General features: G+C 65.2%; 23 protein-coding genes. 15 read left to right on the forward strand and 8 right to left on the reverse strand.

The window, feature by feature from the left end:
- The first annotated feature begins 24 nt into the window (after window positions 1–24).
- From ACQR1X_RS06225 to ACQR1X_RS06270, 10 genes are all read left to right on the forward strand, one after another.
- On the forward strand, window positions 25–861 hold the full coding sequence (locus ACQR1X_RS06225; protein ID WP_434898514.1) for an urease accessory protein UreD: 837 nt from the start codon (window positions 25–27) through the stop codon (window positions 859–861).
- A 48-nt stretch (window positions 862–909) separates the two neighbouring features.
- The gene (locus tag ACQR1X_RS06230; protein WP_015669637.1) at window positions 910–1,212 is read left to right on the forward strand and encodes an urease subunit gamma; all 303 of its coding nucleotides are present in this window, start codon (window positions 910–912) and stop codon (window positions 1,210–1,212) included.
- Window positions 1,213–1,343: 131 nt separating this feature from the next.
- Window positions 1,344–1,649 carry an urease subunit beta gene (locus tag ACQR1X_RS06235; RefSeq protein WP_315804707.1) on the forward strand — a complete coding sequence of 102 codons (306 nt, stop codon included), beginning with the start codon at window positions 1,344–1,346 and terminating at the stop codon, window positions 1,647–1,649.
- 3 nt (window positions 1,650–1,652) lie between these two features.
- The gene (locus tag ACQR1X_RS06240; protein WP_315804708.1) at window positions 1,653–2,192 is read left to right on the forward strand and encodes an HD domain-containing protein; all 540 of its coding nucleotides are present in this window, start codon (window positions 1,653–1,655) and stop codon (window positions 2,190–2,192) included.
- Window positions 2,193–2,246: 54 nt separating this feature from the next.
- Window positions 2,247–3,962, forward strand: coding sequence for an urease subunit alpha (gene ureC / locus ACQR1X_RS06245; protein WP_434898515.1), 1,716 nt, complete (start codon window positions 2,247–2,249; stop codon window positions 3,960–3,962).
- A 47-nt stretch (window positions 3,963–4,009) separates the two neighbouring features.
- Entirely contained in the window at window positions 4,010–4,309 is a 300-nt protein-coding gene (locus ACQR1X_RS06250) for a putative quinol monooxygenase (protein WP_172243535.1), read from the forward strand.
- A gap of 42 nt (window positions 4,310–4,351) precedes the next feature.
- Complete coding sequence (locus ACQR1X_RS06255; protein ID WP_315804710.1) at window positions 4,352–4,963, forward strand: urease accessory protein UreE; 612 nt, start codon at window positions 4,352–4,354, stop codon at window positions 4,961–4,963.
- Window positions 4,950–5,672 (forward strand): urease accessory protein UreF, encoded by a 723-nt coding sequence (locus tag ACQR1X_RS06260; RefSeq protein ID WP_434898605.1) that lies wholly within the window; start codon window positions 4,950–4,952, stop codon window positions 5,670–5,672. Before ACQR1X_RS06255 ends, ACQR1X_RS06260 begins: the two co-directional genes overlap by 14 nt.
- Window positions 5,673–5,741: 69 nt before the next feature.
- On the forward strand, window positions 5,742–6,365 hold the full coding sequence (gene ureG, locus ACQR1X_RS06265; protein ID WP_315804711.1) for an urease accessory protein UreG: 624 nt from the start codon (window positions 5,742–5,744) through the stop codon (window positions 6,363–6,365).
- 293 nt (window positions 6,366–6,658) lie between these two features.
- The gene (locus ACQR1X_RS06270) at window positions 6,659–8,314 is read left to right on the forward strand and encodes a CHASE domain-containing protein (protein WP_315804712.1); all 1,656 of its coding nucleotides are present in this window, start codon (window positions 6,659–6,661) and stop codon (window positions 8,312–8,314) included.
- A gap of 126 nt (window positions 8,315–8,440) precedes the next feature.
- Here ACQR1X_RS06270 and ACQR1X_RS06275 read toward each other — a convergent pair whose 3' ends face one another.
- Both ACQR1X_RS06275 and ACQR1X_RS06280 read right to left on the reverse strand, forming a co-directional pair.
- Complete coding sequence (locus ACQR1X_RS06275; protein WP_006612137.1) at window positions 8,441–8,989, reverse strand: sigma-70 family RNA polymerase sigma factor; 549 nt, start codon at window positions 8,987–8,989, stop codon at window positions 8,441–8,443.
- Window positions 8,990–9,226, reverse strand: coding sequence for a NepR family anti-sigma factor (locus ACQR1X_RS06280; protein ID WP_315713837.1), 237 nt, complete (start codon window positions 9,224–9,226; stop codon window positions 8,990–8,992).
- 195 nt (window positions 9,227–9,421) lie between these two features.
- Here ACQR1X_RS06280 and ACQR1X_RS06285 point away from each other — a divergent pair, with 195 nt between their 5' ends.
- A complete protein-coding gene (locus ACQR1X_RS06285) occupies window positions 9,422–10,225 on the forward strand; it encodes a response regulator (protein WP_315713838.1) in 804 nt (267 codons plus the stop codon).
- 81 nt (window positions 10,226–10,306) lie between these two features.
- Here ACQR1X_RS06285 and ACQR1X_RS06290 read toward each other — a convergent pair whose 3' ends face one another.
- A complete protein-coding gene (locus ACQR1X_RS06290; protein ID WP_434898516.1) occupies window positions 10,307–10,936 on the reverse strand; it encodes an energy transducer TonB family protein in 630 nt (209 codons plus the stop codon).
- Window positions 10,937–11,136: 200 nt separating this feature from the next.
- Here ACQR1X_RS06290 and ACQR1X_RS06295 point away from each other — a divergent pair, with 200 nt between their 5' ends.
- Window positions 11,137–11,577 carry a hypothetical protein gene (locus ACQR1X_RS06295; RefSeq protein ID WP_316238172.1) on the forward strand — a complete coding sequence of 147 codons (441 nt, stop codon included), beginning with the start codon at window positions 11,137–11,139 and terminating at the stop codon, window positions 11,575–11,577.
- 57 nt (window positions 11,578–11,634) lie between these two features.
- Here the strand turns inward: ACQR1X_RS06295 and ACQR1X_RS06300 are convergent, their stop codons facing one another.
- The 3 genes from ACQR1X_RS06300 to ACQR1X_RS06310 all read right to left on the reverse strand — a co-directional run bounded on the left by ACQR1X_RS06300 (window position 11,635) and on the right by ACQR1X_RS06310 (window position 13,752).
- Window positions 11,635–12,078, reverse strand: a complete 444-nt coding sequence (locus ACQR1X_RS06300) for a hypothetical protein (protein WP_434898517.1) — start codon at window positions 12,076–12,078, stop codon at window positions 11,635–11,637.
- Between the two features lie 103 nt (window positions 12,079–12,181).
- Window positions 12,182–12,553, reverse strand: a complete 372-nt coding sequence (locus ACQR1X_RS06305) for a DUF883 family protein (protein WP_316238171.1) — start codon at window positions 12,551–12,553, stop codon at window positions 12,182–12,184.
- Between the two features lie 80 nt (window positions 12,554–12,633).
- The gene (locus ACQR1X_RS06310; RefSeq protein ID WP_315804717.1) at window positions 12,634–13,752 is read right to left on the reverse strand and encodes an AI-2E family transporter; all 1,119 of its coding nucleotides are present in this window, start codon (window positions 13,750–13,752) and stop codon (window positions 12,634–12,636) included.
- Between the two features lie 223 nt (window positions 13,753–13,975).
- On the opposite strand from ACQR1X_RS06310, the gene ACQR1X_RS06315 reads away from it, so the two are divergent.
- Entirely contained in the window at window positions 13,976–14,728 is a 753-nt protein-coding gene (locus tag ACQR1X_RS06315; RefSeq protein ID WP_316216469.1) for a L,D-transpeptidase, read from the forward strand.
- A 15-nt stretch (window positions 14,729–14,743) separates the two neighbouring features.
- Window positions 14,744–15,403 carry a DUF2865 domain-containing protein gene (locus tag ACQR1X_RS06320; protein ID WP_316177259.1) on the forward strand — a complete coding sequence of 220 codons (660 nt, stop codon included), beginning with the start codon at window positions 14,744–14,746 and terminating at the stop codon, window positions 15,401–15,403.
- Between the two features lie 13 nt (window positions 15,404–15,416).
- Here ACQR1X_RS06320 and ACQR1X_RS06325 read toward each other — a convergent pair whose 3' ends face one another.
- On the reverse strand, window positions 15,417–17,510 hold the full coding sequence (locus tag ACQR1X_RS06325; RefSeq protein WP_434898518.1) for a methyl-accepting chemotaxis protein: 2,094 nt from the start codon (window positions 17,508–17,510) through the stop codon (window positions 15,417–15,419).
- 175 nt (window positions 17,511–17,685) lie between these two features.
- Here ACQR1X_RS06325 and ACQR1X_RS06330 point away from each other — a divergent pair, with 175 nt between their 5' ends.
- A complete protein-coding gene (locus ACQR1X_RS06330; RefSeq protein ID WP_315804721.1) occupies window positions 17,686–17,841 on the forward strand; it encodes a Thivi_2564 family membrane protein in 156 nt (51 codons plus the stop codon).
- Window positions 17,842–17,905: 64 nt separating this feature from the next.
- On the opposite strand, the gene ACQR1X_RS06335 is transcribed toward ACQR1X_RS06330, so the two are convergent.
- Complete coding sequence (locus tag ACQR1X_RS06335; protein ID WP_434898519.1) at window positions 17,906–20,068, reverse strand: malate synthase G; 2,163 nt, start codon at window positions 20,066–20,068, stop codon at window positions 17,906–17,908.
- Between the last annotated feature and the right edge of the window lie 410 nt (window positions 20,069–20,478).

The following is a 20,478-nucleotide window of genomic DNA, read 5'->3' on the forward strand; positions in this document are numbered from 1 at the left end:
GTCTGGTCCCAGGGGAGGGGATCGATGCGGGCCGATCCCGCCAACGCCGCTGCCGACATCTTCGAGGCCAACCGCGCCCGCGGCGCGGTGCGCTTCGACGTGCGGCTGCAGGACGGCGTGACGCGGCGCCATCACCTGCATGAATCCGGCTCGCTGCGCGTCCGCTTTCCCTCGCCCGAGGACGACGGTCTGTCGGCGATGTTCGTCAACACCGCGGGCGGAATCGCCGGCGGCGACCATTTCGGGATCGAGGTCGCGGCCGGCGAAGGCAGCCGAGTCACGCTGTCGAGCGCCGCGGCCGAGAAGGTCTATCGCGCGCCGGGCAAGCCAGCCGAGCTCGATATCGCGCTGACGGCTCATGCCGGCGCGCACATCTCGTGGCTGCCGCAGGAGACCATCCTGTTCGACCGCGCCCGCATTCATCGCCGCATCGACGTCGACCTCGCCGACACCGCCTCGCTATTGTTGTGCGAGATCGTCGTGTTCGGCCGCACGGCCATGGGCGAGCGCATGCGCGAGGGCGAGTTCGTCGATCGCTGGCGGCTCAAGCGCGGCGGCAAGCTGGTGTTCGCCGAGACGGTCCGCCTCGACGGCGACATCGGCGACAAGCTGGCGCAGCCCGCGATCGCCAAGGGCGCCGCGGCCATCGGGACTGCGCTGATCGTGCCCGGCGACGCCGCGCTGGTGGAGCGCATCAGGGAGAGCCTGCCGGCGTTTCGGGGCGAGGCCGGACTGTCCGCCTGGAATGGATTTGCAATGGCGCGCTTCTGTGCCCAAGATGCCGCGAGCCTGCGCGCCGACATGATGGCGGTGCTCGGCTGCGCATCGGCCGGACCGCTGCCGCGGCTGTGGCTCAACTAGACGTTTACCAACTGACGATCATTAGAAGACGATCACCAGAGAGTCCGCATGAACCTGTCTCCCCGCGAAAAGGACAAGCTCCTGATCTCGATGGCCGCCATCGTGGCCCGCCGCAGGCTCGAGCGCGGCGTCAAGCTGAACCATCCCGAAGCGGTCGCGATCATCTCCGACTTCATTCTGGAAGGCGCGCGTGACGGCCGCACCGTGGCCGAGCTGATGCAGGCCGGCGCCCAGGTCCTGACCCGCGATCAGGTGATGCCGGGCATCCCCGAGATGATCCACGACATCCAGGTCGAGGCGACGTTTCCGGACGGCACCAAGCTGGTCACGGTGCACGAGCCGATCCGGTGAGGCGAGCCCGACTCTTTCGGTCGTCATGCCCGGGCTTGACCCGGGCATCCATGCGCCTTGCTCCAAACGGTGAGACGTGGATGGCCGGGTCAAGCCCGGTTATGACGCAGTTGACATAGGCGAGGTAACACATGATCCCCGGCGAATTTTTCATCCAGGACGGCGAGATCGAGCTCAATGCCGGCCGCAAGACCGTGACTCTGTCGGTCGCCAACACCGGCGACCGGCCGATCCAGGTCGGCTCGCACTACCATTTCTTCGAGACCAATCCGGCGCTGAAGTTCGACCGCAAGAAGGCCAGGGGCATGCGCCTCGACATCGCAGCCGGCACGGCGGTGCGCTTCGAGCCCGGCCAGACCCGCGAGGTGCAACTGGTCGCGCTCGGCGGCAAGCGCACGGTCTACGGCTTCCGCGGCGACGTGATGGGCAAGCTGTAGACGATGCTGACCGGATTGCGCCTCGTCTCCGAAGCGGCCGAGCTGGCGGCGCGCCGTCATGCCGGCCAGCAGCGCAAGGGCCGCGACGAGGAGCCGTACATCAATCATCTCGCTGAGGTCGCCAACATCCTCGCGGTCGCCTGCAACGGCGAGGACGCCGAGCTCGTCGCGGCCGGCTGGCTCCACGACAGCATCGAGGACACCGACACCAGCCACGACGAGCTGATGCAGCGTTTCGGCTCGCGCGTCGCCGGGCTGGTCGAGGAGGTCACCGACGACATGACCCTGCCGAAGAGCGAGCGGCGCGCGGTCCAGGTCATCGCGGCTCCCGGCAAGTCTGATGGCGCCAAGCAGATCAAGATCGCCGACAAGATCAGCAACATCCGCGCCCGCATTGTGTTCGAGCCGGATCTCGAGCAGCAGCTCGAACTGATGGAGTATCTTGGCTGGGCCGAGCAGGTCGTCGCAGGCTGCCGCGGTGTGAATGTGGCGCTGGACGCGCTGTTCGACGAGACCGTTGCGAACGCGCGGGGGACGCTGTGAGCGGACCGTCGGCGTTGCGAGAACAAGACAAGCAGAGCTAATTGGGGGCCAACGATGTCCGTCAAGATCAAGCGTTCCGTCTACGCCGACATGTTCGGTCCCACGACCGGCGACAAGGTCCGGCTCGCCGACACGGACCTGATCATCGAGGTCGAGAAGGACTTCACCGTCTATGGCGAGGAGGTGAAGTTCGGCGGCGGCAAGGTCATCCGCGACGGCATGGGCCAGTCGCAGGCGACCAACAAGCAGGGCGCCGCCGACACCGTCATCACCAATGCGCTCATCGTGGACCACTGGGGCGTCGTCAAGGCCGACGTCGCGATCAAGGACGGCATGATCTCGGCGATCGGCAAGGCCGGCAATCCCGACATCCAGCCCGGCGTGACCATCGTGATCGGCCCGGGCACCGACGTGATCGCGGGCGAGGGCAAGATCCTCACCGCCGGCGGCTTCGACAGCCACATCCACTTCATCTGCCCGCAGCAGATCGAGCATGCGCTGATGAGTGGCGTCACCTCGCTGCTCGGCGGCGGCACCGGTCCGTCGCACGGCACCTTCGCGACGACCTGCACGCCCGGCCCATGGCACATCGGCCGGATGATGCAGTCGTTCGACGCCTTTCCGGTGAACCTCGGCATTTCCGGCAAGGGCAGCGCCTCGCGCCCGGCCGCGCTGGTCGAGATGATCAAGGCCGGCGCCTGCGCGCTCAAGCTGCACGAGGATTGGGGCACGACGCCGGCGGCGATCGACAATTGCTTGTCAGTGGCTGACGACTACGACGTCCAGGTGATGCTGCACTCGGACACGCTCAACGAATCCGGCTTCGTCGAGGACACGATCAAGGCCTTCAAGGGCCGCACGATCCACGCCTTCCACACCGAAGGCGCCGGCGGTGGCCACGCGCCTGATATCATCAAGGTTGCGGGCCTGAAGAACGTGCTGCCGTCGTCGACCAATCCGACGCGGCCGTTCACGCGCAACACGATCGATGAGCATCTGGACATGCTGATGGTGTGTCACCATCTCGATCCGTCGATCGCCGAGGATCTCGCCTTTGCCGAAAGCCGCATCCGCAAGGAGACGATCGCGGCCGAGGACATCCTGCACGATCTCGGCGCGCTCTCGATGATGTCATCGGATTCTCAGGCGATGGGCCGGCTCGGCGAGGTCATCATCCGCACATGGCAGACCGCCGACAAGATGAAGAAGCAGCGCGGCGCGCTGCCGCAGGACAAGGGCCAGGACAACGACAATTTTCGCGTCAAGCGCTACATCGCCAAGTACACGATCAACCCGGCGATTGCGCATGGCGTGTCGAAGCTGATCGGCTCGGTCGAGAAGGGCAAGCTCGCCGATCTCGTGCTGTGGTCGCCCGCCTTCTTCGGCGTCAAGCCCGACTGCGTCATCAAGGGCGGCACCATCGTCGCAGCTCCGATGGGCGATCCCAACGCCTCGATCCCGACGCCGCAGCCGGTGCATTACCAGCCGATGTTCGGCGCGTTCGGCAAGTCGCTGACGGCCTCCTCGGTGATCTTCACTTCGAAGGCTGCCGTCACCGGCGGGCTCGCGCGCAAGCTCGGCCTGTCCAAGAAGCTCTACGCCGTGCAGAACACCCGCGGCAGGATCTCGAAGAAGAGCATGATCCACAACGACGCGACGCCGAAGATCGAGGTCGATCCGGAGACCTATGAGGTCCGCGCCGATGGCGAGCTCCTGACCTGCGAGCCGGCCGAGGTGCTGCCCATGGCGCAGCGCTACTTCATGTTCTAAGCTCCGCCCGGTACCCAGAACCAGAAACGTACCGGGAGGATTGCTGCGTGATCTATGTCGTTGCCACCTTGACCATCAAGCCCGAAACCCGTGCGGAATTCATTGCCGCAGCGACTGCCTGCATTGCGGGGACCCGCAAAGAACCCGGCAATATCGCTTATGATTTGCATGAGAGCGTCACCGACCCGAGCAGGATGGTCTTCGTCGAGCAGTGGGAGAACGCCGAGGCCTTGGTGCCGCACCGCGCGACCGAGCACATGAAGACGTTCGGGCGCGTCGCGGTCAAATGCATGGCGGCCCCGCCGAAGATCGAGATCATTACGCCTGAGAAGGTCGATGTCCGCTGAGCGGAATAAGAGTGAGCGGAATAAGAGAATGAGAGTTTCAGCATGATCCGCGCGACACGCGTGCTCGGGCAGCATCGTTGGAAAGAGGCCGCCGCCGATTCCGTCCTGCTCGATTTCGATGACCGGCACCGGCGGCGGCTGGTGATGACCGGAACGCGTGGGCTGGAGTTTCTGTTGGACCTCGAGCACGCCACCGCCTTGCGCGGTGGCGATGCCCTGGTGCTGGAGGACGGCCGGCTGATCGAGGTCGTGGCGGCGGCCGAGCCGCTGCTCGAGATCCGGGCTTCCGATCCGCATCATCTGGTGCGGCTCGCCTGGCATCTCGGCAACCGGCACCTGCCGACGCAGCTCATGCCCAAGAGCCTGCGCATTCGCCGCGACCACGTGATCGAGGCCATGGTCAAGGGCCTCGGCGCGCGCGTGATCGAGATCGAGGCGCCGTTCGATCCGGAGGGCGGTGCTTACGCCGAGCCCAGCCATGCGCATGGCCATGATGATCATGATCACCACGGCCACGATCATCATCACGATCATGCCGGGCACGATCACGCGCATCACGACCACGGCCATGCACATGATCATCACGTGCATGACGAGCACTGCGGCCATGACCATCACGATCACGGTCATTCCCATGCTCATGAGCACAAGTGAGGAGGGGGCTCGGCCGGCTGCGATCAGCGCCGCGGATCCGGCTGCGCTGTATCGGCTGCTGACATGGCTGTCGCCGGCGTTTCCGATTGGCGGATTCTCCTATTCGAGCGGCATCGAATGGGCGGTCGAGGCGGGCGACATCGGCGATGCGGCGGCGCTGCGCGGCTGGCTCGCGACGATGCTGACGAACGGTTCCGGCTTCTGCGACGCGGCTTTCCTCGCGCACGCGTATCGCGCGGTTGAGCTCGACGATATGGCAAGCCTCCGCGAGGTGGCCGAGCTTGCCGCCGCTTTCGTACCGTCGCGCGAGCGTCAGCTCGAAACCACGGCGCAGGGCCGTGCCTTCATCGAGATCGCGCGGTCCGCCTGGAACTGCGCAGGCCTCGACGAGGCGGTGGCACGATGTGCGAGCATCGTCTATCCGGTCGCCGTGGGGCTGGTCGGCGTTGTTCACGGCGTTCCTCTGGGACCCCTGCTGCACGGCTTCCTGCACGCCCTGACGTCGAACTGGATTTCCGCCGGCAGTCGTCTCGTACCGTTGGGGCAGACCGACAGCCAGCGCGTGCTTGCCGCGTTGGAACCTGTCGTTGCCGCGACGGCGGACCGCGCTCTGCTCGCCTCGCTCGACGACATCGGCGGCGCAACATTTCGCGCCGATCTCGCAAGCCTTCATCACGAGACGCAATACACAAGGCTGTTTCGGTCGTGATGAAGCGGGGCAACGGCTGCTCCGATCACGGCCCCGCGCGGTCGCGCGCACGACAGAAGGGTAAATGACATGGCATCGTCTCACGGTCCGCTCCGCGTTGGCGTCGGTGGCCCGGTCGGGTCCGGCAAGACTGCGCTGATGGATCTCCTGTGCAAATCGATGCGGGAGCGCTACGACATCGCCGCGATCACCAACGACATCTACACCAAATGGGACGCGGAGTTTCTCGTTCGCTCGGGATCGCTCACCCCGGATCGTATCGCCGGCGTGGAGACCGGCGGCTGCCCGCACACTGCGATCCGCGAGGACGCTTCCATGAACCTCGCCGCAGTGGCCGACATGCGGGCCAAGTTTCCCGGACTCGACTTGGTGTTGATCGAGTCGGGCGGCGACAACCTCGCGGCAACGTTCTCTCCGGAACTCGCCGATATCACGATCTACGTCATCGACGTCGCGGCGGGCGACAAGATCCCGTCGAAGGGCGGACCGGGTATCACCCGCTCCGACCTTCTGGTGATCAACAAGATTGACTTGGCACCCCATGTGGGCGCTTCTCTGGAGAAGATGGAGACGGATGCCAAGCGCATGCGCGGCGCACGGCCCTTCGTCATGACCAATCTGAAGAAGAGCCAGGGGCTTGACCGGATCATCGGCTTCATCGAAGCCAAGGGCGGTCTGAAGCCGTCGGCCTGAGCGCCGGGACTGATCTGCGTCGCAGCGTTCTTCGTTGCTCGATGCGTCTGCTGCAATGACAGACGCAAAAAAGCCTCATCCGGCCGGAACAACTTGAGCCCTCGGGTGTTTCCTCGACCCGGGGTGCGCCTTGCCCAAGGCGTCTCGGCGCCGATCCACCGGTATCCTGGGATCGCTATCCACGGATCGCTCCGATCACTTCCGATCGCCCCGAGGTGCGTCCTTGAGTTGCAGGCCCGGTTATTGGATGACTCGTCTCCTCCTTCGCCAACCCTTTACTTCAGAGTAAACGAGTGCTCCGGCTGGGTGTCATCATCGGTTTGATCGCGCTGGTCGGGACGGCGCTGTCCGGCTTGGCCGCCTATCGCGTACACGACCAGGAGCTGGCGCTCGATCGCATTGCGCTCGCCCGTGCCATCGACGTCCATGCCAGCCTCGTCCAGGACCGGCTGACCGAACGTGAGCTGCTGGCCCGGGTGGCCTCCGGGCTGTTCCGCGCTCCCTCGGTGATCAAGGCCAATATGCTGGAGCCGCTGCGATCGTCGATCTACGCGTTCAAGACCGACTTCGTGGTGGCATCGTGGATCGCGCGGCTGCGGCCGGATGAGCTCTCCATCGCGCAAACCGAGCTGCGCCAGGCTGGCTTCCCGAATCCAACCATTCGCAATTTCGACGACACGCCGCTGGGGCCGAACGTCGATCGTCCGTTGGACGTTCTGATGGATCTCGAGCCACGCAATGCCGAGACCTCCAGGCTTCCCGGCATCGCACTCGACCGGCAGCCGATCGTCGGACCGATGCTTGCGCGCGCCATGGCCGAGGGCAAGCCGGTCGCTTCCGACCCCACCCCGCTGGTGCGGAGCGACGGTCCGATCGGGATCGTGCTGGCAGCCCCGGTCGTCCCGCAAGGTGCCACTGCGCCGGCGGGCTTCGTGACGTTTTCCTACGAGATCGGGCCGCTGCTGCTCACCAATGACGATCTGTCGTTGTTCTCGGTGGCGTTGAAGGATCCGCGCAACGCCTCGGACGAGCTGGTTGCCAATGATCAGGGCGCGGTGACGAGCCGGACCCGGGGGCCGGACGATCCTGCTCCGTCGTCGACCCGCACCGTCGCCTTCGGCAATCACGACTGGTCGCTGGTCTATTACGCCAAGAGCAATGCGGTCCGGCGTGCGCAACAGACCGCGGCGATCGTCGGCGTCATCGGGATGGCGCTGACCGGTATCATCTGCGGCCTGTTCGGCTACGTCGCCTACAATAATCTGCGCCTGAGTCGCGAAATCCAGGTGCGGATCGGCTTCGAGCGCCGACTGACGGCGGTCATCGACGAGCTGAACCACCGGGTCAAGAACATCCTGGCGGTGATCCAGTCCATTGTGACGCGCACGCTGCGTCATGGCAGCGACATCGATGTCGCGCGCGAGCTGCTGATCGGGCGGATCCATGCGATGTCGAACGTCGTCACGCTGCTCAGCGAGAGTCAATGGCAGGGCGTGCAATTGCGCGGACTGTTCGAAGCTCGCGCCATCCCGCATGCCGACAGGATTGCGGTCAACGGACCCGACATCACCGTGAGCGCGCGTGCCGCGCAGAGCCTGTCGCTGCTGTTCTTTGAACTCGCCTCGCACTCGGACGAAGGCCTCTCGCTGGTGGGAAAGCACCCGCACATCACCGCCAAATGGGAGGTGACTGGCGAGGAGCCGAATGCCGTCTTCCACTTCCGTTGGGAGGAATTGAACACCAGTGAAGCAACGCGGCGGCCGGACAGCGATTTCGGACTGATCCTGCTCGATCGCGTTGCGCCGGAGGCGCTCGGCGGCACGTCAAAGCGCTTCTTCACCGAGGCGAGCTATGTCTATGAGCTGAGCGCGCCGATGGAGACGGTCATCGACATGACCGAGCGCGATCGGACCGAGCAGTTCTCCGCACCACTGCATCCGGCGCGATAGCCGCAGCGCTGGTCGGCGAACAGGCTGCCGGGGCGTACGATCCCGGGCACAAGAGATCAACAACAAGAAGAGGCGGCTCGCTGAGGAGCCGCCTCTTTGCTGGTTCGTTTGCGACGGCTTGGCTTATCAGCCGCCGCTGCCGCCGATCACCGCCCGCACGGTCTCGTCCGGGCCGAAATCCTCGGCGCCTTCGACGTAGAGCAGCGCTGCCAGCTTCGAGCGCGCGCGGTTCACGCGGCTCTTGATGGTGCCCACCGCGCAGCCGCAGATCGCTGCCGCATCCTCGTAGGAAAAGCCCGATGCACCGACCAGGATCAGTGCCTCGCGCTGGTCCTGAGGCAGCTTCTCGAGCGCCGCGCGGAACTCCTCGAACTCGAGATGCGCGCCCTGCGAGGGATGTGTCTTGAGCGTCTTGGCGTAGTTGCCTTCGGCATCTTCCACTTCGCGCCGACGTTTGCGGTAGTCGGATCGGAACAGGTTGCGCAGGATCGTGAACAGCCAGGCAGGCAGATTCGATCCCGGTTGAAACGAGTCGATGTTGGCCAGCGCCCGGAGCAGAGTTTCCTGCACGAGGTCGTCGGCACGATCGCTGTTACCACTCAAGGAAATCGCAAATGCGCGAAGGCTGGGGACGGCCGCGAGGATATCGTCCCGCAAGGAATCAGTGAGAGGCATTCACTCCCTCCCGTCGGTTTGGTCGTTGGATCCCCCGCCGTTCTCCACGTGGGACTGTGCTGCCGGCGCATCAAGCTTCCGCACCAGATCCGCGAAGCGGTCCGGCACTCCCTGACGGACGACGTCGTCGTACATCGCGCGGAGTTGATGACCGATTCTGGATTGAATTTCCGCGTTCAGTCCGCCGGGCTTGCGCGGTGCCGCATTCTTGCTGGCTTGAGACTTTACATCTTTCATGACCTTTTCCACGTTTCCCCGAGAGTTAAGTCCCTGAAGCTTCAAGAATTATTCTCGCCACCGAGAGGGTCTGTCGGGAACTAATGCGACGGGGCGATAAAAGTTCCACGCGTTTGGGGAACTTTTCGTCGCTTCAGGCGTAATCAGCGCATTATGGAACCCGGGCGGAAGCCCAGATGACCGAATGGAGTGGGGATGAGCCGATCACAGCTTGTTGCTGAACATTTGCCGCTGTTGCGCCGGTATGCGAGGGCCCTCACCGGCAGCCAGGGTTCCGGAGACGCCTATGTCGGAGCGATGCTCGAGGCCCTGATTCAGGATCCGGCGCTGCTGGACGAGCGCTATGGACCGCGGGCGGCCCTGTTCCGCCTGTTCACGCAGATCTGGAATTCGGTGGCGCTCAACGACGACGCAGAAGTGGCGACCCTGCCGATGCCGCCGGAACGGCGGCTCTCGAATATCACCCCCTTACCACGCCAGGCCTTCCTGCTGCTCTCGCTCGAGGGTTTTCCCGAGGAGGAAGTGGCCTTCATCCTCGACATCGACGTCGCTGAAACCCGCCGGCTGGCGGATGCTGCCGGACGGGAGCTCGCCGCCGAAATCGCTACCGATGTGCTGATCATCGAGGACGAGACCTTTATCGCGATGGACCTCGAGAGCCTCGTCAAGAATCTCGGCCACAACGTCATCGGCGTGGCCCGCACTCATGCCGATGCGGTGGCTCTCGCAAAGAACAAGAAGCCCGGTCTGATCCTGGCTGATATTCAGCTCGCCGATGGTTCGTCCGGCCTGGACGCTGTCAACGAGCTGCTGCGCACCTTCGAGGTACCGGTGGTCTTCATCACCGCCTATCCGGAGCGCTTCCTCACCGGTGAGCGGCCCGAGCCGGCGTTCCTGATCTCCAAGCCGTTCCAGCCGGCCATGGTGTCGGCGGTGGCGAGCCAGGCGCTGTTCTTCCAGCGCAATTCGCGCAACCGGATGCCGAAGCCGGCAGCCTGATCAGGCCACGCGTGCACGATCCTGTTCCGGCGCGTTCCTCGTGGAGCGCGCCGGCTTCTTTTGCAGCATCGAATTGCGAGATCAGCAGCCGCGGCACACCCCGCCGAGTCGTGCCTTCAGGACCGCGTCACTCGGATCGATGTCCGTCTGCAAGATTTGCGACGTCCGCCGGGGCGCGAAAACGATCGGCACGAGAAACGTCAGATCCCCATCCGCCAGCTCCGGCGGAGGTGGGGCGAATGGCTGGGCGCGCCGGACCATGGCGAGCGCCTCCTGGTCAAGCGCGGGATCGCCGGTCGTTTCCGCCAGCACCGCCGAGATGAGATGACCCTCGCGGTCGATGTGGAACAGGACCTTGGCCGTCCCGCCCTCATCCGAAGCCCGCAGTGGATAACGGCGCTGAATCTTCAATTGTGCGACGAGATTCTTGATCCAGGTATCCTTGGCGCTCTCAGCCGCTCCCATCGCGGGAAACAGGCACAGGAGAGCCAGCGCCAGCCCAAGCCCCTTCCGCACGCCATCCAACGAGCTCAGCATCTCCGCCCCCATGCGCGGACGATGAACGTGGCCGCGCCACTGCCACATATACCTCAGGGGAAAGCGGATAAAGCGCCGGGAATGTCGGGCTGGGATCCGATCGAGCAGATGGATCAGAAAAGAATGCGGGGCACCGCCGGCATCACCACGGCGGTGCCCCGCGTCGCCGGTCAATGGGGCAGGGGGAATAACCGGCTGCCAAGATGACGCGCGACCCAAAAAGTCGTTCCGCGTGAGATCGAATTTTTTGACGCCACGAATTTGAAGAATGTCGCCGCAGTTTACACACGGTTAAGTGATTTGCCCGACCGAGAACCCAGTTCCTGCGACTTACGTTGGTATGCCGATCGCCTTGCGGCGAGGGGAGCAGAGACATGTCGCAGACCAGGAAGGTTATCGTTTTGGGTTCGCTTGCGGCTTCCGCAATGCTCGTGGGTGCAATGCAACTGGCCTCCGGCCATGATCTTGGCGCCAACCTGCCGCTCCAGAACTCCGCCCGCGAGACGATCGTCGCGACCGCGAACGACGTGAACCGGGCCGCCAAGTCTGACCGCGCGCAACAAAGCGGTACTGTGGCGCCGTCACAAACTGTGTCGATCAAGCTGGCAGCCTTCGCGGAGACGTCCTTCCTGGTGCGGCTTCCCGTCAACCCCGCCGCTGTGAGCGCGGGCTCGTTGCCGTCGCCGCAGGGATCGCAGCTCATCACCACCGGCAACGAGCGGCAGGGCGTCAAGCATCCGGTGGCGTGCGAGCCGTCGGTGTCGGTGCTGACGGAGATCGCCAAGCGCCTGCAACCGGGACGGTGTGTGACTTAGTTGATAGCAGCTTGCACCCGATCCGCCGCCTAAGCACTCGATCAACGCCTTGGATCCTCACTCTGCGGGCGTTTGCTCCTCCGCCGCTGGGCGGCTGACCATGAATCCGAGCGCCAGACCGCCGACGGCCAGAATGGGAATCAGCCGCTTGATGCCGATCATGCGGACGACCTGCAAGCCGCTGGCCAGCAGCATCGGGTCTGCAAAAGCCGATTGGACTGCCGACCGCGCCGTTTCCGCGCTTCGCGCGGCACGGCTCTCGATCGCGCGCTTGCGCGCCATGTAGCTGATCGCGGCGATCAACGTCACCACGAAGAAGATGGCGGCACCGGTGAGGCACGCGGCCACGAGCCCGTATCGATCCAGGACGGCGACGAAAGCGGCGGCGCACAGAAAGCTCGTGGTTACGAACAGTCCGACCGCTGCAGCGATTGCGAGCGACGTGAGCCTAACGGCATGCCCGGTCGATTCCTGGAAGTCCGCAATCAGGCGCTGCAGCATGTCATTCCCTCCCGATCTCATTCATCTGCGCAACAGACTCAAATCGGCGCCGAAGACGCGGCGCCGAAACGAGACAAGCCTCTGGATTTCAGGGGCCAAATCCTCAGCGTCTCCAGGCGGCGCCGATGAGAAATCCAAGTCCGAGCGCGAGACCCACGGTGGCGAGCGGACGCTGCGAGATCACGTCCTCGAGGCGCTCCTCCAGCGAGTTCGCGGCCTCCTGGGCCGCACCAAACATGGCCGTGCCGCGCTCGGACATGTCGTCGAACGTCTGGTCCACGTTCTCGCGCGCCTGTCGATAGCCGCTGCGGGCCTGCTTGCTCGCCTGCCCGGCGAAAGCATTCAGCGCGTCGGTGATCTGTTCGGTGAGAGCTGCGATATCGTTTTTCACGGCGTGGACATCCTTCTGCAGGCGTTCGTAGTTCGCTTTGTCGACGAGATCTTTCAGGGCGGTCTCACCGTCAGTCGGTGGCATGGCAAGCTCCCGGAGCAAGGTGATTGCGTCTGCTCGACAAACGCGGGGTCTCAGCCGAAGTTCCGACGCTGGAAACCGAATTAGTCCGCCGGCAGTTGCGGCGTATCGTCCGGCAGCAGATGCTCCTTGACGATGAGGGCGACGATCAGCAGCGGCGAGGCGAGGAAGGCTCCCATCGGGCCCCACAGCCAGGTCCAGAATGCCAGCGCAATGAACACCGCGAGTGCGTTGAGCGCGAGCCGCCTGCCGATGATGGTCGGCGTGACGAAATGGCCTTCCATGAAGGTGATCACGGCGAAGATGGCGGGCGCGACCATGCCGGCGCTCAGGGTCGGGAATGCGACCGCGCCGACCAGGACGAGCACCGCAAACATTGCGATCGGGCCGATGATGGGGATGAAGTTCAGCGTCGCTGCGAGCGCGCCGAGCCCGGCGGGGTTTGGCATGCCGGCGATGGCGCAGGCGAGGCCTGCGGCGATGCCGACCCCGGTGTTGATGAGCGTGACCGTCAGCAGATAGTTGCCGAGGTGCAGTTCGAGCTCGTTCAGGATGCGCAGCGTCCGAAGCCGGGCCTCATGATCACCGAAGGTCATGATCAAGGTGCGCCGCAGGTCCCGCCAGCTCGCGATGAACAGCACCAGCGTGGCGAAGAACAGCAGGAATTCCGTGAAGGTCGGCGACAGGAATTCGATCGTCGGCTGAACCCAATCGAACTTGGGCAGCTCCAGGCTGGTCGAGGCCTGCCCGCTTCCACCGCCGATCGCCGCCTGCATTTCGTGCCACAGCGCCAGCGGCCGATCGAAGACGTGCAGCTTGGCCTTGAGCGTCGTGGCGAGCTCGGGAAGGCGATTGGTCCAGTCGAGGACCGGCGCCGAGATCAGGCCGATGATGAAGGCCAGTCCCGCGGCAACGGCGATCACGATCAGCACGGCGCCGACGCCGCGCGGCACGTGGTGGCGTTCGAGAAAGTTGGCGGCCGGCGACAGCATGGTGCCGACCACGAACGCCATCACGATCGGCAGAAAGAACCCGCGGGCGACGTAGAGAACGCCGGTGACACAGATCGCGGTAAGAATCACGAGCGCGATGGCGACGACTTCGGCCCGCCTGATCACAGGAGGAAGCTCGTGGCGGCTTTCATCCAGCGCCGCGCCTTCGCTCCCGCTCGCGAGCAGCCGCTCGGTGGGAAGTACTCGCACCATAGGTCCCCCCCGATCGGGTCGTTCGTGCACAGTTCGCGTGATGACGTTCTTCTTTCCCCTAACTGGCGAGACGGCGCCGGGTTCCGTCGCGAGAACGTGACAGCCTCTACGCTTGACTGACGCAGGGCGACCACAGCGGAGCCGGAACTGCGGCGAGCCGTTCGGCGTTTGGAAGGCAATCACGCATCGCACCGCGATGCTCGTCTGACAGGGGCACTCCATGACACAGCTCGTTTCCGGCCATCGCAACCTTTCGCGGCGGACCGCTTCGCTGATCGTCGGCGTCGCGGTTCTTCTCGTCGCGGGTCCCGCCGCGTCTCACGCGCAGAGCCTCGGCTATGCGCCGGTCGAGCAGCAGCAGGCCTTCCCGCCCGACCAGGCGACTGCACCCGCCGTGGAGCAGGACGAGGACAGCCAGCTTCCGGACCGGCTGCGTCGCACGATCGTCAATCTGGATACGCGGGAAGCGCCGGGGACGATCATCATCGATACCGCCAATACCTACCTGTACTACGTGCTCGGCGGCGGTCGCGCGCTGCGCTATGGCGTTGGCGTCGGGCGCGAGGGCTTCACCTGGTCGGGTGTGCAGACGGTGACCCGCAAGGCGGAATGGCCGGACTGGCATCCGCCGGCGCAGATGATCGCGCGCCAGCCCTATCTGCCGCGTTTCATGGCTGGCGGTCCCGGCAATCCGCTCGGCGCGCGGGCCATGTATCTCGGCTCCAGCGAGTATCGCATCCACGGCACCAACGATCCGACCACGATCGGCAAGTTCGTGTCCTCGGGCTGCATCCGCCTGACCAATGAGGACGTGAGCGACCTGTTCAGCCGCGTGCAGGTGGGGACGAAGGTCGTCGTGCTGCCCAAGGCCGCATCGCTGCAGGCGCGCGCGAATTTCGACCGGGCGCCGCGCGTGACCTCGCTGCCGTCGGGGCGTCAGGCGATGTCGCTGCCGGTCTCGGCCATCAACTGATCTGGGAGTGGGACGATGAAAGGTCGACGTGCACTCGCCGCGATCGCAGTGGCAACCATGGCAACCGCGGGTGCGTTGGCGGCGCCGACCTCGGCGGGGGCGCAGGATTTCTTCTCCGCGCTGTTCGGCGGCTTCAACGCGCCGCAACGCCAGGCGCCCTATATCCGGATGCCGTTCGCCGACGAGGCGCCTCCGGCGCCACGGCCGGCCCCGCGGGGCGATGTCAGCTATCGCGGCGGCAGCAGCAGCGTCGCCTGGTGCGTCCGCACCTGCGACGGCCGCTACTTCCCGCTCGGAGCCACCGGCGACCAGAGCAAGGAAGCTGCTTGCAACAGCTTCTGCCCGGCGTCCAAGACTGAGGTGGTCTACGGCAGCTCGATCGACGCCGCCGAGACGGATGGCGGCAAGCCATATTCGGCGCTGCCCAACGCCTTCAAGTATCGCACCGAGATCGTCGACGGCTGCACCTGCAACGGCAAGGACCAATTCGGCCTTGCCAAGGTGTCGATCGACAACGATCCGACCCTGCGCAAGGGGGACGTCGTCGCGAGCGACGACGGCCTCAAGGTCGCCAACCGGACCGGCAGCGGCAAGCGTGCCGAGCTGAACTTCTCGCCGGCGCCCGCGGCACTGCGCGCGAAGTACGAGCGCGCGCCGGTGATGGCGTCCGACTGATCCCGCGAGGCCGTCAGGCCGCGCGGATCTTGCCGAGGAAGTCCGTGACCTGATGACCGAGGTTCCTGCTCTGGCTCTCCAGCGTCTCTGAGGCATTGCGCACGTTGTCGGCGGCCGCCGCAGCCGCATCGGCGTCCGACTTCACGCCGGTGATGTTGTCGGAGACGTGCTTGGTGCCGTCGGCCGCGAACTGGGTGCTGCGCGAGATTTCCTGCGTCGCCGCCCCTTGCTCCTGCACCGCCGCGGCGATCGCGGTCGCCACCTCGTTGACCTCGCCGATGATGCCGCCGATGCGCTTGATCGCGTCGATCGCGTCATTGGCGACACGCTGGATGTCGGCGATCTGCTCGGAGATATCGTCGGTCGCCTTTGCGGTCTGGCTCGCCAGCGTCTTCACCTCGGAGGCGACGACGGCGAAACCCTTGCCGGCCTCGCCGGCGCGCGCCGCCTCGATGGTGGCGTTCAGCGCCAGCAGATTGGTCTGCGAGGCGATGCTGTTGATCAGCCCGACCACCTCGCCGATCCGGTTTGCCGACTGCGCCAGCCCCTGCACGGTGCCGTCGGTCATGCGGGCCTGCTCCACCGCGCGGCTGGCGATCCCGGCCGCATGCGACGCCTGCTTGCTGATGTCGGCGATCGAGGCGTTCAATTCCTCCGCGGCGGAGGCCACCGTCTGCACGCTCATCGAGGCATCGCTGGAGGCCTTCGAGGCCTCCTCGGCGCGGGCGTTGGTCTGCCGCGATACGTTGGTCAGGCCGGCGGACGTCGCCTGCATGTCGGTGGAGGCGCGGCCAAGCTGCTCGAGCGAATCGCGCACCAGCCCCTCGAACTCGCTCACATAGCTTTCGATCGCCCGCTGGCGCGCAACCGTCGTTTCGTTGCGTTGGCGCTCCTGGGCTTCGATCGCGAGCTTGTCCTTGGCCTGCTGCTTGAACGTCTCGAGCGCGCCCGCCAGTGCACCGATCTCGTCCTGGCGCTGCATGTAGCCCGTCTCGACGCTGAGGTCGCCGCCCGCAACCGCCAGCATGGCATCGCGCATTCTGTTGAGCGGCTGGATCACCCGGCGGCTCACCAGCATCAGCGCGGCGCCGCCGATCCCGGTCGCCGCGATGAGGAGGCAGAGTTCGATGCCGAGGGTCCGCATGGCGGCCGCATGCTGCTCCTCGATATAGGTCCTTGCGGTTTCAAGCGCGGTCTCGGCGACCGCAACCGCGGCATTGAGGCGCCCGACCGTGAACGGGCTCCATTTGTTGGCGACCATCTCCGGCGTCTCGCCGCTCGCGACCGCGTTGACGAGGCGATCCCTCAACGCGGTGTATTCCGCGTCGAAATAGGCCTTGCGCGTGGCCTCCAGCGCCGCCGTCATCGCGGTCGGCCATTTTGCGCCGGTGGTCGCCAGTTCGAGCGCCTTCCATGCGGCCTCGGCGCCGCCGACCGCCTTGGTATAGTTCAGCCGCGCCTCGGGCGTGATCTTGCCTGCGGCGAGCCCGTTCGAAACCAGGAAGGAGGCGTCGCCGGCGGTGTTGCGCAGCAGCCATGCGATCTGCTTGATCTGCAGCAGCTGATCGATGGTCGGGTCCGCATGGTTGACCTCGGCGGCGAGAATGGCCTGGATCTTCTCCAGCGTCTCCAGCAGCCTGTCCTCGGTCTGCATGTATTCCTTGCCGAGCGCCAATCGGCGCGACGCCTTCGGCTTGGCGACCTCCAGCCAGAATTCCTTCTGCTGATCGCTCAGCGTCGCCAGCAATTGCTGGAATTGCGAGAGCAGCGCCCCCTTGTCGGCAAACGCGATGCCCGGAAGGATGCCGAGCGCGCGGCCCATGGACGGCATGGCAACGTCACGCAGGCCGCGGACGTACCGCTCAGTCTCCGGTTCGACCTTCTCGTCCACGGTCACCATGCGGTTCGAGGTGGAGCGGTCAGCCCGCAGCTTGTCCATCGCCTTGAACATGCTTTCGGAGGCATCGACGATGGAGGTGATGCGCGCAGTGAGCTTGAGCTGCTGCCACGAAAAATAGGCCCGCGAGGCGAACAGGCCGACAAACAGGCATGCCGTCACAAGGATGATAGCCTTCAACGTCGTGGAAATGGTCAGGCGGTTCAGCATGTTGATCTCCGATTCACCGTATCTGACCGCAAACCGGTAAAAATCTGGATGAGGGGTGGCTCCGTGGAACTACGGAGGCGGCCCAGAGGGCTCACGGTTCCGGGTGCGGAACTACCAGCCCGCAAGCGGGTTAGCTGACCAACGCCAGCGCATCTTTCTCGCCAAGGGGCTCGTCATGCTGATCAGTGCACTCGTCACCTTTCTCGTCGTCATCCTCATTCTCTATTTGATCAACCTGCTGCCGATCGACGGCCGCGCCAAGCAGATCTGCCGGGTCATCGTCATCGTGCTCGGTGTGATCTCGCTGCTCCGCTTCATCGCGGTGATATGATACGGCATCATGTTACCTCCGACTGATCAAAAAAAGCCCCGGCGGATGGCCGGGGCTTTTCGCATCAGGCGTTTGCCTTCGCCTCACGGCGCCGCGCCGTGAGGATGTATTCGGTGTAGCCGTTCGGTTGGGTGCGGCCTTCGAACACGAGGTCGCAGGCCGCCTTGAACGCCACGCCGTCGAACGACGGCGCCATCGGCTGATAGAGCGCATCGCCGGCATTCTGCTTGTCGACCACGACGGCCATGCGCTTCAGCGAGTCCATCACCTGCTCCTTGCTGACCACGCCGTGGTGCAGCCAGTTCGCGAGATGCTGGCTGGAGATGCGCAACGTCGCGCGGTCCTCCATCAGGCCGACATCGTGGATGTCCGGCACCTTGGAGCAGCCGACGCCCTGGTCGATCCAGCGCACGACGTAGCCGAGAATGCCCTGGCAGTTGTTGTCGATCTCCTGGCGGACGTCGTCCGGCGCCCAGTTCGAGTTCGACACAGGGATGGTGAGGATGTCGCCGAGCTTGGCGCGCGGGCCACCCTTGGTGAGCTCGGCCTGGCGGGCGTGCACGTTGACCTGATGATAATGCAGGGCGTGCAGGGTCGCCGCGGTCGGCGACGGCACCCAGGCGGTGGTGGCGCCGGCCTGCGGGTGGCCGATCTTCTGCGCCAGCATGTCCGCCATCTTGTCCGGCGCGGCCCACATGCCCTTGCCGATCTGGGCGTGGCCGGGGAGACCGTCGATCAGGCCCATGTCGACGTTCCAGTCCTCATAGGCCTTGATCCAGGGCTGCGCCTTCATCTCGTTCTTGCGGATCATCGGACCCGCTTCCATCGAGGTGTGGATCTCGTCGCCGGTGCGGTCGAGGAAGCCGGTGTTGATGAAGACGATGCGCTTCGACGCCTGCTGGATGCAGGCCTTGAGGTTGACCGTGGTCCGGCGCTCCTCGTCCATGATGCCGACCTTCATGCTGTTCTCCGGCAGGCCGAGCATCTTCTCGACGCGCGCGAACAGCTCGACCGTCAGCGCGACCTCGTCCGGGCCGTGCATCTTCGGCTTGACGATGTAGATCGAGCCGGTGCGGCTGTTCTTGACCTTGGAGAGACCCTTGAGGTCATGCATCGCGAGCAGGCCGGTGACGGCGGCGTCGAGAATGCCCTCCGGCACCTCCTTGCCCTCGGAGTCGAGCACGGCGTCGGTGAACATGTGGTGCCCGCAGTTGCGGATCAGCAGCAGGCTGCGGCCGTGCAGGGTGAGCGTGCCGCCGGTCGGCGTGGTGTAGCTGCGGTCGCTGTTCAGGGCGCGCGTCAGCGTCTTGCCACCCTTCTCGAAATCGGCCGACAGCGTGCCGTTCATCAGGCCGAGCGTGTTGCGGTAGACCAGCACCTTGTCCTCGGCGTCGACGGCGGCGACCGAGTCCTCCATGTCGAGGATGGTCGAGACCGCGGCTTCCAGGATCATGTCGGAGACCCCCGCCGGATCGTCCTTGCCGATGACATGGCTGCGGTCGATCACGACCTCGACGTGCAGGCCGTTGTTGGCGAGCAGGATCACGGACGGCGTCTCCGCCGAGCCCTGATAGCCGGCGAACTGCGCGGCGTCCTTCAGCGCGGTGGCGTTGCCGCTCTTCAGCTTGGCCGAGAGCTGACCGGCAATGACGCTGTAGGCGGTGACGTCGGTGTGGCTGCCGGTGGCGAGCGGCGCGGCCGTATCGAGGAAGGCCTTGGCCTTGGCGATCACCTTGTCGCCGCGGGCCTTGTTGTAGCCCTTGCCCGCTTCGCTCGGGTCATGCGGGATGGCGTCGGTGCCGTAGAACGCGTCGTACAGCGAGCCCCAGCGCGCATTCGCCGCGTTCAGCGCGTAGCGGGCGTTGGTCAGCGGCACCACCAGCTGCGGTCCGCAGATCTTGCCGATCTCCTCGTCGATATTGGCGGTCTCGACCTTGTGGGTCGCCGGCTCGGGCAGCAGGTAGCCGATCTCCTGCAAAAACGCCGTGTAGGCGCCGAGGTCGAACGCCTTGCCCTTGTTGGCGAGGTGCCAGGCGTCGATCTTGTCCTGCAGGGCGTCGCGGACCGCGAGCAGTTCGCGGTTTTTAGGGCCGAGATCGCGCAGGATCGCGGCCACGCCGGCCCAGAACGCGTCCGGATCGATCCCGGTCTTCGGCGCGGCCTCCTTGGCGATGAAGTCGAACAGAACGGGGGCGATCTTCAGTCCATGGGCGTCGATACGGGTCATGATGAGACGTTTCTCTCGAATAGGGCGACGTTGCGCGCGAATTGGGCATGCTGAATGGCCGCCTCGAAGGCGGCGTGTGCAGTGCATTTAGCGCCAAAGCGGAGGTCACGAAAGGGGGGAGGGGTATCGCAGTTGGTCGGGGGAGGGCGTCGGTTCCGAGATCGGGGGCGAGGGGCCGATCCTGTCGATCCGGTGTTGCGGAAGTCCGCGGCATTTGCTCCGGCCTCCGCCGTCATTGCGAGGAGCGAAGCGACGAAGCAATCCAGACTGTCGCTGCGGAGATGGTCTGGATTGCTTCGCTTCGCTCGCAACGACGCCTGAGGTTGCATCTCGCTGCTCATTTGGATCGTGCGCTTGCGAACAGTCGCCAACGTTCTCGCGGCGCCTGTTGGCGTCCGAGCTTTGCCAGT

It is taken from the genome of Bradyrhizobium sp. HKCCYLRH3073 (assembly GCF_051167995.1).
Lineage (GTDB): Bacteria > Pseudomonadota > Alphaproteobacteria > Rhizobiales > Xanthobacteraceae > Bradyrhizobium.